Genomic DNA, 13807 nt, shown 5'->3' on the forward strand with positions numbered 1-13807 from the left:
GGATTTTTTAGTTGTTTACTGTAATAAGACCTTCAACCCTTCTGCTACCTGCATAGCATAAAACTGCTCATACTTTTCCATAAACACAGGGTATTTGTCCAGTCCCAATGACACAAAAGGTGATATCTTCAAGAACTCGGCCGGCGATCCTCCCGAAATCAACTTCCTGTCCGCCGGGGTGATGTGAGGTTCGGAGATAGCTATATTTTCACCGGACTCGGTGCGCGCACCTATCAGGTATTTGCAATAAACAGCTATCAGGAAAGCCTCTATCGAAATATCCTTCCCATCCTGCAACATCTGTTTGAGTATGGGTACCACATAAACCGCAAACTTAGCAATGCCATCGCCGCAAAGCCGTGATACCTGATCGCTGATCGCCTTGTTTGAAAATCGTTCGATAAGCTGGTCTTTATACGCTTCAAGGTCAACGCCCTCGGGAACCGGAACATAAGGAGTAACATCCCTGTTCATAAACAGCTTTATCATTGCACGATACCTCTCGTCTGCCATTACAGCATCGACCTTCCTGAATCCTTCCATATAGGCAGGATAAGAAAGAAGAGTATGTGACGCATTGAGAAGACTTAATTTCATGATTTCATACGGGGTCACATCATGGGTGAATGTAACTCCCACCTTCTCCCATGCAGGACGGCCTGCAATGAAATTATCTTCAATCACCCATTGTATAAAGTCTTCACAACACACATCTGTAACCTTACCCGGTTTTGTTACGGGAGTGATTCGATCCACCATCGAATTCGGGAACGTCACTTTCTTTTTCGCCCACGCTGCCACCTCGGGATATTTCGCTTCGAAGTATGACATAAACGCGTATTTGGCGGCATTGCCGTTCATCTGCATGTTGTCACACGAAAGAATCGTAATCGGCAAATCTTTCTCCATCCGGCGTTTAAGTCCTTCGGCTACATACCAGAACACACTGCGCGATTGGTTAAAATCAACCTTATATCCCCCTTCGGTAATGGTGAGAGAGATGATTTTTATCTCCTCCGATGCTATTTTAGCGATGATAGGCTCACTATCTATTTCCCCCCATGCCAGTTCTACAAGCGAACCAATCAGCATACTATCCTGTTCGCCGGAAGGGCTGCATGTCGTCAACTGATATATGCCGTCGTCTTTCTTGAGGGCGTTGAACAATACCCCGTCCGTAGGCATAATCATGGCTCCGAATACCCCCCAGCATCTTTGTGACGGATCTTCAAGTAATAGATTTGTGTAAGCTTCGAGATGTGCACGATGGAAGTTTCCAACGCCGAAATGTACTATTCCGGCCTTTATTTCAGCACGATTATAATTAAAAGTCTTCATACGATAATTTCAATGTTTCGGCAAGTGATTTTTCCACCTTGTCGCAATGTTCTATATAGAATTTATAAACCTCATTCCATTTGTAATAAGATGCTTCAACCGCTTCCAACGGCAACCGGAGGTCTTTTTCATTCAGCATAAACTTAACTAAAACGTCCGGATTGCCTTCTGATTGGTAAAAGATCATCTGAAGGTTCGCACCCATCGGAATATCCCAATACTTCCAACTCCGTAACGCTTCTTTGGAATTACTAGCCTCCCGCGCCCACGTCCCGGCTTGCAAATTGGTCAAGATGGCCATCAGAACGCCATCGTGTCCGAAGTTGAGATTGATACCATGACGCTTGCGCACCAGATCTTCGGCAGATTCGTCTAACAAATGGCGTAACGTGCGGGATGCAAGTCCCCAACTACGCCCGTGAGATACCGGTTCAGGACCTTTCTGCGCAAAATACTTATAGTTCTCGATTTCCGCCCAAGCCAATATTTCCTCTTCTGTAAAGATATCCCATATAGGCACTTGGCGGTCGAGGCATTGCATCAGTGATGCCATTAACCAGAAGCGATGGATCAGGTCGTACTTGTCATATTCACTTTCTACTTGTGTAACATCTATAAACAGTCTTCTAAAAAAAGCATCCACATCCAACTTTTCATCTATATATGAACGATATTTTTTATACCAACTGTTTTCCTTACCGAGTATATACTTATCAAGCGGACTCCTGCCGGGACATACGTTACCGTATGGATTCAGTGTGGTAAGGAACGAACGGGAGTTGTCTATCTCCGCCCATTCAAGCCCGGGGCGCAGTGACAAAATGCCCGAATTTACAGATTGCATGGTGGCCGCCACCCGAAGCACATTCGTTGCGTTAGTCTTCAAATAGGGATGGCCTTCAAATACTTCCGGATAGTTTTGTACCATCCTCCGGCCTATCTCCCTTGTCTGACGATAACCGATTTGTGTCAGATCGCCTTCTTTGTAAAACACATTCTTCTTGAACGGTTCAAGACGTTCGTACAGGGCTTTTCCAAAATCGGTAAGGTTGTTTGTGGCATGAGCTTTCTCCAATACGCCGTATATGGCAGGATAAGTCACCTCATCGTCTATCTGACGCGCTCCGTGACGAAAATAGCCGTTTATATAGAAAGGCGTATATCCTTTGGGCGCCGGCGTAACCGGATGTGAAAGATCGGTCACATAATACACGCCGCCTGCACGTTCCGGATCCCTGCGTATCTCGTCGAGAGGATTTTCGGCCACCGGCTTTTCTTTCGGAAGAGAGAGTTTGAATATGCAAGGAAGATCAGACGTCTTTTTCGCATTCGTATTGGTATTGACATACATAACCCCGTCTTTAACCACAATATCTTCCGGTTCGTAAATAACCTGTTCCTGCACATTGTATCGGGCAGTAATCGTCCGCCTATCCGTATCGTACACCCGGATGCAGGAAGGACGGCTGTCATCCTGTTTCCCAACTCCGAAGCAGAAATAGATTTTACCATCATGCATACAGCCCGCTTGTGTGAACCATACCTCATAGGGGAACACCACCTGATCGAGAATGTCATTTTCGTCGAGGCGCACCTTTGCGCCCTCACTCAACGACGGTATGCGGAATTTGGTGGCGACATACTGGTTTTCCCATGCATGCTTTGTCACCTTCGCCACAGTACGTTTACGCGCCGAGAATATCCATATAAATCCCCGTTCCCGATCGACCAGCCAGCTTGGCGCACCAAAGATGGAGACATACCCTTTCTCCGCCCACTTCGAGCCATCGAGTTCAATTGTCTGTACGATTTCGCTGCTAAAACGTTTTCCACGACGGGTGATGCTCTCCACAAAGCACAACCATTCCAACTCGCTTCCTACCTTCCCGTTTGTGATATACAAGAGAGGAAACGATGCTCCGCGTTTTGTCTCGACGCCAAAGCATACATTATTTACATGGTTGTCCGGATGGGAGGATGCCAACTCAAAGCCTGCCACAGGTTTCGGATCGGCACTTTTGAAATCATAGATATTCACGTGCCCTCCATCCTCGCACGAGAATATGTAATCATCCCATATTTCAAGTCCTTGCTGTGCCCGCCCCCGTCCTTCCTTTGCCAGGAAGACAGAGCACTCCACCTCTTTCTCCGGCTCTACATACAACTGGGCGATAAGGGGAATAGAGATCAGTAAGCACACGACAGACAAATAGATCTTTTTCATAAGTATGCTCTATAAATTTAAAGTATGATTATGTTCTACGTTAATCGAACAGCTCTACGCCTAACGACTCAAGCCGTTTCTGCAACTCTCCTACATCGAGAGCCCGCGGAGTACAGTGCTGCGACGCACTCATAGCAGCAGCAATACCAACTGCCTCTCCCATCGCCATGCAAATACTCATGACACGATATGAAGCGTGAGCTCTGTGAGTACCCGATATACACCGTCCCGCCACCAGAAGCCCTTCCAAGCCCAACGGGAGAAAACAACGATACGGCAAATCGTATGGTTTGCAATATTGGATGGTTGGTTCCGCCTGTCCGGCTCCGTCAGGATTATGTATATCGACAATGAACAATGCTTTATGTACCACCACATCGGCAAAACGGCAGCCTTCCGCCATTTCATCGGCATCGATCACATAGTCGCCCATCACCCTGCGGCTTTCGCGCACTCCGGTTGTTGTACCACTTCCGATCACTCTACAGTTTTCGTAACCCGGCAAATTTTCTTTCAAGAATTGAGTCAGGAGGCGTATCTGTTGCCTAAGTTCAAGATCGGCGGTGAAAATAGAGCTTACCGAAGTAATATCCACTCTATTGACTTGTGTCGTATTTACCTGACGGCAACCCGGTCTGACCGACGGATGCAAACGCACGGCAGCAAGCATCCGGGGAAGTTTGCCCTCATCGGCTTTCTTTTTACACCAATCAAGAAAACACTCGCCATTCAGTTGAACATTGTCTACATCTCCAATGCAGATAATTCCTTTCGATTCATCTACGCCGTCAATGGTGTATTCAAGGGTTACAGGCTGCATGAGTCCGTCAGCACGTCCTTTTTCTATTTTTGCACCGGCAAGAAAAGATACTATGGCATCACCGGTACAATCAATTGTAACCGCGGCTTCAAAACAGAGCGTCCCCTCGTTACTTGCACACTTAATGCCTTTTACCACCTTTCCGTCACGAATAACATCCGACACGCAACATTGCAAAAAGACATCGACGTTCTTTTCCCTGGCGACAAATTCTGCCAATGTAAGTTTTGCCTCTTCGAAATCGTGAGCATTTCCATGCTCACCAATCCAGTCATTGTCTTTGACGCCAAGAATAGCACAAACCTCATCGCGCATCGTGTTCTTGCTTACACTACCGAGAATAGGGCCGACATACCCGGCGGTCAGGTTACCTCCGATGACTCCGTATCTTTCGATAAGGGCAACACGTGCTCCTTGCCGGGCGGCGGCTACAGCCGCACATATCCCGGCAGGACCTGCACCTGCTACTATTACATCATAATATTTTGTATTCATTATCTGCTTGTATATGGACCGGAAATAGTCTTAACAGTCATTGCCCCGTCAGAATCTGTGATTGTCACAACTCTGTATTTGTTTCCTCCGTCTGTCACACGAACTACAATATGTCCATCATATCCCTTTACTCTCGCAGCCTCTTCCGCCGTAACCCGGTCGTCTACTCCGCTGGGGCGATCGCCTTGCCAGAAGTTAGTGATAAACATGTCACACGTAGGGAGTGTTGTCTCCATCGAATTCAGTATATCGGTGCGAGGATGACAATCTACCCACGAATTGATAACAATCGTTTGTGGATTGAGTGCTTTCAGAGCATCCACCTGATTGGTGTTGGTTACACCATGATGGTTAGCTTTCAAGAGTTCCACCTGACCTACTGCTTTTGCACAGGGCAGTTCGGCATCTTTCCACGCATGACTCGAACGTCCGTTATACTGAAGGTCACCACCGGCAAAGAAGTCAAAGTTACCATACGAAACTTTCATCACACAACTGGTAATATTCTCCGGCGGACAATTGTCACTGGAGGTAATGTTCTTACTGTTTTCGTATGTAATCTCCGAGAGTTCAGGGAATGTCTTCTTTGTGGTAGTGCCCGAACCTGTCCAGATCTCTCCATTCACTGCCACGTTTTGCACCTTTGCAGTAGGGTACTTTGCAGGATTATACTTCTGAACGATCTGATCATTCGCCCCTGCTTTGAATATCGCAGCATCGAACTTTTGATTGGCGACATGCCATTTCACTGCATTGATATAGTTATTACAACTTGGAGCATTGTCTGCCATTGTCGCCATATTAAACGGATAGTTATAATCGGGATAGCCACGATCAAGAAGCGTACCAATCTTGAAATTGTCGAAAATCTCGGCAAAACCTATCAACGAATAAGTGTCGGAGTTGGAAGATTTCGGCAAGGAAGAAGTATAACCGCCGAAGTGGTCATTATGAAAGTGGGTAAGTACGGCATAATCAATCGTACTGTTACCTGTCCATACCATACACTTACGAATGTAATCAGTTATAATCTGTGAACCACGGGTAGAAGTCAGAGTCGGATCCCAACGACTACGGATACCGGTATTGGTCGTATTACTATTAGAGTTGGTCGTAACACTCGAACTTGCGGCATCGATAAGCATTTGCGTACCATCCGGGAATATTACAAACATGCTTTCACCGGTAGTCGTATTGATGAAATGAATATCCATCACACCCTCCTGCCAGGCAGGAATCGTCTTACCTACCTCTATTTCAGTGGCAGCATCTTCCCCACCTCCATCCGGACGAATCAAAAATGAGTGAGACTCATTGGAGCTGCATCCTACAATCGCAAGGATGAACAGACTAAGTATAAATATTAACCTTTGCATGCTATATGAAGATTTAAAAACATCTCTCCGCCTTCAATGCTGACGGCAAGACGAATATAATTACCAAAATTTGAATTTACCTTTATAATATGTTGGCCAAGTCCTTTGAAGATTACAGGCTCACTACCGTCGTCAGCCCAATGTATACCATCTTGCGATAGTTGTACACGACCTTCGAATACGGGATCTCCTTCTATTTTCTCAACCATAACAAAGAATATAGCCTCATCTGCCCAACCAGCCTCGTAAGGATGAGTGAAGAAAGTACCTTTAAAGAACTTCTTTACCTCAAGATGGGAATCATTAAACATTTTCATATATTACATTCCTCCTTTTATTCTTGTGAAACAACAACAGAATCTATATAAAAGAATACACGACGATTGGTATCAGTACCCACCCAGAAAAGAGGATTGATAAGATTGTCGATGCGTCCATATCCGTCAACGGTATCAGCTGCAATGCCACGCATATCCCAAATTTTGTCCTGACATTGGAACTCTACATATTCACGAAGCTCTGTGTCAAGTTTCAGACGCATGTATTGCCAATTGAGTTTACAGTCGGTCTCATTGTAAATGAGTTTCTGATGACCATCTTTCAAATCCTTGAATCCATCGTGGTCGCCATTAGGATAACGGCGGCCGAACCACCAGGGATCGACTCCCCTCTTACACCAGTCTCCGTCAAGTCCATAAGCCCAATCGCGGTCGGTTATGTCTTCATTGGAATGTTCATACTGCCACTTCTGCATTAATTTGCCATCTACTGCATTGAGATAGCGAATTCCTACATGGTAACGTTTTCCACCCTCCTGTACATCGAATCCCATACCAAAATCGCGGATAGAACTCTCATGCAAACCCGGTTGCGGACGGTCACCGCCATCCACCACATCCTGTTCCGCCGTGTATGTAAACCAACATTCTATCTGCAAATATTTGCAGCCCGGACGAGAGAACGAAAGCCGCTTAATGGCATGTCCCAGACAACCTTCCGCCGGAATCTCCGTATAAGGAGCGGCAACAGGTCTTGTCGAAAGTTTAAGAGAGTAAGTGCCGGACATAGCTCCGTGAGTGCCCGGATACCTGAAAGTAGCGGAACTAAGCATGACCGGTGGCCACTGGTCTTTATTGACCAATGTCTTGGGAACATCAAAATCGGGATATTCCGTAAAGTTAGGCATTAATGTCATCCAGCCGTTAAAGCCGGTGTTGAATACATCATAGCTCAACACCCTTTTCAATGGTTGATAGCGACTGCGCAATAAAATTTCTCCAATGCTCATAATATCATTTATTTAATAAAGTTAGTACCCTGGATTTTGAACAAGTTTGCCATTCATTATCAATACATCATCACTTGGCAATGGCCACAAATAAATCTTCTCATCATACTTACGTTCACCATGCTGGACGATATAGGTTCCGTCGGCCATCGCTTCAAAAGAAGGAAATCCGTCTTTGTCAAATGTCGGAGTCTCCGGCCAAAACCAGTTGCCTGCCGCAAAGTATTCCTTTGCCCTGTTGGCTGTACGGGTAAATCCGTACATATTGTGTCCGAAAGCATTCTCAAACTGATGCCAACGAAGCAAGTCGAAATAGCGCAGATTTTCCCATGCAAACTCCACACGACGCTCACGACGGAGCACTTTGCGCAATGCCGTCTGATCGGTTGTCGTGATGGACGGATAGTCGTTGGTTTGTGTACGGGTGGTGCCATAAGCACGGGCACGGACATCGTTGATGCAAGCAAGGACAGTAGCGTCAATCTCCCCCAGTTCAATCTTAGCTTCGGCATACATCAACAAGACATCGGCATAACGCATGAGAATAACAGGGTTGTCGTTATACAAAGTAGTACGCCATGATTCTTGCGCGCCTTTGCGCAGGCAACAACCATTGTAAGCACAGTTGGAAGCATCCGAACCGCCTTTGGAATCTTTATTTGTAATCATACGATTTTGCGTATAGTCCATTATTTCGAGTGCGTTTGGCGCAGGATTCCACTCAATACCATAGATACGGCTGCCGGGAGCAGCAAACGTTTCCAGGCAACGGGGATCGCGGTTGGCAAATGGATCGTGAGGATCAAAACCGCTGCCCGGTTCATCAATCGTCTTGCCATTCGTCATTTCGTAGACAGCAAGAAGTTCCCACGAAGGTTGTGCATTATGTGTACCGCCTGCCGAACGGGCAATAAAGGAACCGATAGCCTGTGTAGTAGGTTTACCGTTTTCATCCAATTCAAGGTCGCTTGAGTGAGCAACAGAGAAAATAACTTCTTTGCTTCCTCTTGTCTTGTCGCGGAAAAGTTCTCCATAATCAGGGGCCAAGTCATATACTTCCAGATCCATACAATCTTGCGCAGCCTTTGCGGCAGTCCCGTAGTCGTGTTGATAGAGAGCGGTACGCGCCTTGTAAGCATAAGCCGTTCCTTTGTCTACACGGGTGGCGCCGCTATTATTATTTGCGGCCGGCAAATTTTCTGCGGCATAGTCATAATCTTCATAAATTTGTTTCAGAACGACAGCTTTGTCGGTACGCCCCATCTCAAATGCTTCCTCCGGAGTAATCGAATTCACGTAGAAAGGAACATCTCCCCAAAGAGTAATCAAACGTGAATAAGCAAACGCTCTGAAAAAACGGGCTTCGGCACGAAGCGTATTCAGTTCAGTGGTGGAATATTTACCTTCAAGTTTGTCGAGTGCCTCCAAAATCCGGTTGGCACGACTAATGTTCTTATACGTGTAACTCCAAACAGTCTTGATGTTAGGATTACTTGTAGAAGACGCATTCAGTGAACCTGCCGCAATGGTATAAATGTTGGTTCGTTGTGCCCAGTCATCCGTATTACGATCCAGCGTCCAACCTTCTTCTATAACAAAGAAAGTACTGCGATAAAAATCGTTCAACGAGATTCGAACTTCCTCCGGTGACGAGAACCAGTTTTCACTGGATGCGGCTGAAGGAGGATTCAGATCGAGGTTCACACAAGAAGTTACAGATAGAAGAGCTATCATGCAAATCAATACATGTATTTTTTTCATATTATGTAATTTTTTCATACTCCATTAGAATTTGATATCCACTCCAAATGTATAAGTGCGTGTGATATAGGTAGAAGCACCTGCTTCAGGGTCCCATCCCGAAAGATAACTATCAAAGCAGTATGGATCATCAATATTGACGTACACCCGAAGTCCCTTGATTCCGACTTTAGAGACGATTTTTTTAGGAACTGTATAGCCAACGTTGATATTCTTTATACGCATATAGGCACTACTCTTGAGCCAGTAATCCGACATTTTGTAGTTGTTGTATTCACCGCCCTGATGACTCAAACGGGGATAGCTGGCTGCCGCGTTCTGTTCTGCAGTGTTGTACACACTCCAATAATTACGGCTGCCATTGTCGTTCAGAAGGACTGACGGAGCCGGAAGCCATTGTCCCTGCATGGGGCGAATCATACTTTCGGTGAGGCGTGAAAGTTGTTTCCCGACACCATTGAAGAGTAAGGAGAAAGAGAGACCTTTCCAGCCCAAACTAATAGAACCTCCATATAGATAGTGTGGCAATGAGCTGCCAAGCACTACGCGGTCGTATGTCTCATTGATAATTCCGTCAGGAGTGCCGTCCGGACCGCTGACATCTACATATTTCACATCACCCGGTTTGGTAGAAGCCGAAAGCAGAGCGCTTTCACTGACTTCCTCTGCGGTCTGGAACAAACCTGCAGTCTTATATCCGTACCAGGAGTTATATTCTGCGCCTTCAGTAATAATAGTACCATCGCTGTTAAACTGCTGCTTGCCGTTAAGATTATCTATTATAGACTTGTAATCAGAGATATTAAAACTTACCGCATAACTTACATCTCCGATACGGTCAGACCAGCCAAGTTTCACTTCCCAACCGCGGGTATGCATTTTACCTACGTTCCTGTCAGGTGCCGAATAACCTGTAAACGACGGGATTGCCACTGACAAGAGCATATCTGTTGTCTTCTTATAATAATAGTCTGCGCTAAAGTCAAGACGATTGTTAAAGAAAGCGGCATCCACACCTATATCCCAGCTCTGTGTTTTCTCCCAATGGATATTCTCATACGCATAATCCTGTTGAGCGGCAGACATCGAAGATTGGGGCGTAGAACCTGCACTGTCATACATAATGGCATTATTGAACGAAATGTATGTCTGATAAGGATAATTTCCAATCCGCTCATTACCGAGCGTACCGATAGAGGCACGGAACTTCAGATAGTTTATCGGGGTTATGTTTTGCATGAATTTCTCGTTAGAGATGACCCAACCCACCGATGCGGACGGGAAGAATCCCCAACGGTGATCCTTGTGAAAACGTGAAGATCCGTCTTCACGAGCATTGAGCTGGAGGTAGTAACGGCTGTCGTAATTATACATGACACGGCCAAAAAATGAACGGTATGCATTCTGATAAGAATTGCCGGCTACGGCAAGAGCATTCTTGTTCGCCAAATCAAGATAAGGGAAAGAAGACAAAGACATGTCGTTGGTCGATCCCGACATCGTTTCATACGTATAACTATAATCTTCATAACCGACCATGGCATTGAAGTTATGTACTTTGCTGAAGGTCTTGTCGTATGTAGCGATGAATTGTTTCTCCAATGATTTGATGTTACGGCGTTCTTCACTTAGCGAATTGGAAGTATATCCTGAAACATATCCCAGCATAACATCGGTTTCGTATGCATCGTAAACAGGTATGGCTTTCTTCATCTCCTTAATCGAAACAGTTCCGACGGTAGGAGTCAGGTTGGCAGTAAGGGTCAAATCTTTTATGGGCTTATAGCTCAACGAGAATTTACCGGTCATTGTGTTGGATACGGTCTTCTTCTCTCCGCCTTCCAATAAGGCGGCAAGCGTATTGCTAAGACTGCCGTCTTTACCGGGACCTACACGGCCGTCCGGATAAAGTCCTAAATAAATGGAAGGATACATATAAGCTGCACGAATCGGACTACCGGAAGTCGGGTCATTTTTCGTGGCATAACGTACCGAGAAATCGATAGAACCGGAGAGCTTATCGCTAATCTTCAGATTATTACGCGAACGGATAGAGATTCTTTCGTGGTTTGAACCTTTATAGATAGCGTCGGCATTTTCGTAGGTAGCGGAAGTGTGGCTCTTGATTACCTTGTTGCCATACGTCATGGTCAAGTTGTGCTTATGGCGCATAGCAGTATTCGAAAGAATAGCGTCTTTCCAATCATAGATAGGATATTGAATGGGATCATACCTGTTGTTGGTAGCATAGTTGTCGATGTAGTCCTGTGAATAGTTGGCAAACTCGCCTCCCGCAGGATTACCGGCATCGTTCCACGACCATTCGTTATACATTGTCATGTAGTGATAAGGGTCGGTCAGGAATTTCGGAAATTCGGTAGGAGAAGACAACGAAATCTCTCCGTTATAACCGATCGAAAGCTGTCCCTCGGTTGCCTCCTTAGTCGTTATCAAGATAACACCGGCAGCAGCACGGGCACCATAGATGGATGCAGAAGCTGCATCTTTAAGTACAGTAATCTGCTGTACATCTTCGCTTGCTATATTGTCGAGGCTACTGACCATCATACCATCGACAAGGATAAGCGGACTCGAATCAGACATTGTTGTCACACCACGCACCTGAACCGTAGCACTCGCTCCCGGCATACTGCTCGAACGGGTAACCGTCAGTCCCGGAATCAGTCCTTGCAAAGATTGTGAAAGTTGAGACGTACTCTGTTTCTCGATAAGCGAACTGTTGATTACACCGACCGCACCTGTAAGATCTTTCTTTTTTACAGATCCATAGCCGATTACAACCGTCTCTTCAAGTTGTACAGCATCCTCTTTAAGTTTTATATTTACTACACTTTTACCATCCCATACCACAGTCTCGGTCACATAACCAAGATAACGGAATTCTATTGTATGGCCTGATTCAGCGCCATTGAGCGCATACTTTCCCGACATATCGGAGGTAGTACCTTTTGCATTGTCTTTATCGTGGATCACCACTCCGACAAGAGGACCATTGGCATCGCTAACGACACCCTTCATTACATTCTGTGCAAAAGCCAGATTGATTTGCAGGAAACATGCCAATAACAGGCTTAATATACTTTTTTTCATACTCTTTATTCTACGATTTCAAGCAATACATGTTGGTTATACTCTTTGATTGCCGCACCTGTTTCAGGATTACTCGGATGTTGCGCTGAAAAACGTGTCTGGCCGCTTGCATGTGTCCAGTCAATATACTTTCCAGCGAATTTGGCGCCATTAAGACATAAACGACCTGCCTGTCCGAATCTTAACACAATCTCATCCATATCCTTAGTCGTGGTAAATACTCCTTCGGCAGGGATATATGCGCCATTGTTACTGCTATCGAGCAACATTCCCGCAAAGTTGTAGGTAATAGTCGCCGAGTAATTGATAGGTGCACCCGACAGTGTCTCTGTCGCACTTTCCTGAAGAGTCGAAGTCGGAAGAGCCGGTTTCCATTCTTCTCCATCCTTGAACTCGATCATCCAGTAGTTGGAACACATCGTCCCTAATTTGGTCACAAAATAGAAGTGTATCTTGGTACCGGCAGGAATGGTCGTACCTTTCATATCCCCATAGACATACCAATAATCACCCGGAATAGCTCCTGATACATACGGGTCACCATTAGCACCCACGGCACGGCTGCATACGACTTTCTGCGCTACATAACCTGTCCGGTCACATGCCCAATACTCAATCTTACCACTTCCGGCACTCGGAGCAATATACTTGCCATTGGTTCCCGGGAATACCGATTGTGCCTCGTCATCAGCAAATGTTCCACTTGTGTTGGCAGTTAAACTATTCAAGTCCCAATCAGCCAAAATGCCCGAGAAAGCATCTTGTACAAGAGTATAGGTATAGTCTGTATCATCCTGGATGGTTACCGTTACTTTAATTGTCCTTTTGGTAAATGTCCTGTTCTCCGGGAAAGTAAGTTTAATATCACATTCGCCTACCCCATTTGCAGGAGAAACGGTCACATCCGCATCTGCACATACAGCCTTCCACTCCTTATCTCCAAAGACTTTGAACGAGGATTCTGTTGTAGTTGCGTCAATCGATTCGGTGATAGGACTGATACCTTTCGGGACAATCATCTTTTGGGTAATAACCAGCTTTAGAGGAGTTACATCATCGCCAATGAAACGAATGGCACCGACACGTGAACTAGTCGACGAATTTTCAGAGACTTTGATTGTAAATTTAGTAATCTCACCTTGTGTCTCATGCGAATCAACAACTGCCCAATGGCTATCGCTTCCATCAGTCTGACAATCGTTATTGACTCTGTAATAGACATTAGATGAAAGGTCAACAGTGAAAAGCCCACCTTCTGCTTCTACATCAAGTGTCTTTGTCGCGAGTGTCATATACGGATCATCCGAGTTATGACAAGATGCAAAAAGCACAAGCGACACACTTGCAAACAATAACATCTTTAGATTCATTTGATTAGTATTTAGGGTTATTAT

Annotated in this window: 9 protein-coding genes; all 9 read right to left on the bottom strand. The window is 45.5% G+C overall.

All coding sequences use genetic code 11. The annotated features are described in order from the left end of the window. Positions 1-15 precede the first annotated feature (15 nt). The 9 genes from KSX81_RS02635 to KSX81_RS02675 are packed head-to-tail and all read right to left on the bottom strand — an operon-like array spanning position 16 to position 13783. Positions 16-1338 (bottom strand): mannitol dehydrogenase family protein, encoded by a 1323-nt coding sequence (locus KSX81_RS02635; RefSeq protein ID WP_118419013.1) that lies wholly within the window; start codon positions 1336-1338, stop codon positions 16-18. Beyond that, on the bottom strand, positions 1325-3562 hold the full coding sequence (locus KSX81_RS02640) for a histidine phosphatase family protein (protein ID WP_015532511.1): 2238 nt from the start codon (positions 3560-3562) through the stop codon (positions 1325-1327). Before KSX81_RS02640 ends, KSX81_RS02635 begins: the two co-directional genes overlap by 14 nt. A 40-nt stretch (positions 3563-3602) precedes the next feature. Beyond that, positions 3603-4877, bottom strand: coding sequence for an FAD-dependent oxidoreductase (locus tag KSX81_RS02645; protein WP_061447723.1), 1275 nt, complete (start codon positions 4875-4877; stop codon positions 3603-3605). After that, the gene (locus tag KSX81_RS02650; RefSeq protein WP_004320709.1) at positions 4877-6253 is read right to left on the bottom strand and encodes a ComEC/Rec2 family competence protein; all 1377 of its coding nucleotides are present in this window, start codon (positions 6251-6253) and stop codon (positions 4877-4879) included. Before KSX81_RS02650 ends, KSX81_RS02645 begins: the two co-directional genes overlap by 1 nt. Continuing rightward, entirely contained in the window at positions 6241-6570 is a 330-nt protein-coding gene (locus tag KSX81_RS02655) for a hypothetical protein (protein WP_004304776.1), read from the bottom strand. Before KSX81_RS02655 ends, KSX81_RS02650 begins: the two co-directional genes overlap by 13 nt. A gap of 17 nt (positions 6571-6587) precedes the next feature. After that, a complete protein-coding gene (locus KSX81_RS02660; RefSeq protein WP_004304775.1) occupies positions 6588-7541 on the bottom strand; it encodes a DUF6772 family protein in 954 nt (317 codons plus the stop codon). A gap of 21 nt (positions 7542-7562) precedes the next feature. Further along, positions 7563-9302 carry a RagB/SusD family nutrient uptake outer membrane protein gene (locus KSX81_RS02665; protein ID WP_149939546.1) on the bottom strand — a complete coding sequence of 580 codons (1740 nt, stop codon included), beginning with the start codon at positions 9300-9302 and terminating at the stop codon, positions 7563-7565. Between the two features lie 24 nt (positions 9303-9326). Beyond that, positions 9327-12413 carry a SusC/RagA family TonB-linked outer membrane protein gene (locus KSX81_RS02670; protein ID WP_004313405.1) on the bottom strand — a complete coding sequence of 1029 codons (3087 nt, stop codon included), beginning with the start codon at positions 12411-12413 and terminating at the stop codon, positions 9327-9329. 5 nt (positions 12414-12418) lie between these two features. Further along, on the bottom strand, positions 12419-13783 hold the full coding sequence (locus KSX81_RS02675; RefSeq protein ID WP_149939544.1) for a BACON domain-containing protein: 1365 nt from the start codon (positions 13781-13783) through the stop codon (positions 12419-12421). Positions 13784-13807 lie beyond the last annotated feature (24 nt).

This window comes from Bacteroides sp. MSK.18.37 (genome assembly GCF_019129155.2).
Classification (GTDB): Bacteria; Bacteroidota; Bacteroidia; order Bacteroidales; family Bacteroidaceae; genus Bacteroides; species Bacteroides ovatus.

Bases quoted from the DNA above. Each gene is read 5' to 3' on its own strand.
- KSX81_RS02635 (WP_118419013.1), bottom strand. From the start codon at position 1,338: ATGAAGACTTTTAATTATAATCGTGCTGAAATAAAGGCCGGAATAGTA.
- KSX81_RS02640 (WP_015532511.1), bottom strand. From the start codon at position 3,562: ATGAAAAAGATCTATTTGTCTGTCGTGTGCTTACTGATCTCTATTCCC.
- KSX81_RS02645 (WP_061447723.1), bottom strand. From the start codon at position 4,877: ATGAATACAAAATATTATGATGTAATAGTAGCAGGTGCAGGTCCTGCC.
- KSX81_RS02650 (WP_004320709.1), bottom strand. From the start codon at position 6,253: ATGCAAAGGTTAATATTTATACTTAGTCTGTTCATCCTTGCGATTGTA.
- KSX81_RS02655 (WP_004304776.1), bottom strand. From the start codon at position 6,570: ATGAAAATGTTTAATGATTCCCATCTTGAGGTAAAGAAGTTCTTTAAA.
- KSX81_RS02660 (WP_004304775.1), bottom strand. From the start codon at position 7,541: ATGAGCATTGGAGAAATTTTATTGCGCAGTCGCTATCAACCATTGAAA.
- KSX81_RS02665 (WP_149939546.1), bottom strand. From the start codon at position 9,302: ATGAAAAAAATACATGTATTGATTTGCATGATAGCTCTTCTATCTGTA.
- KSX81_RS02670 (WP_004313405.1), bottom strand. From the start codon at position 12,413: ATGAAAAAAAGTATATTAAGCCTGTTATTGGCATGTTTCCTGCAAATC.
- KSX81_RS02675 (WP_149939544.1), bottom strand. From the start codon at position 13,783: ATGAATCTAAAGATGTTATTGTTTGCAAGTGTGTCGCTTGTGCTTTTT.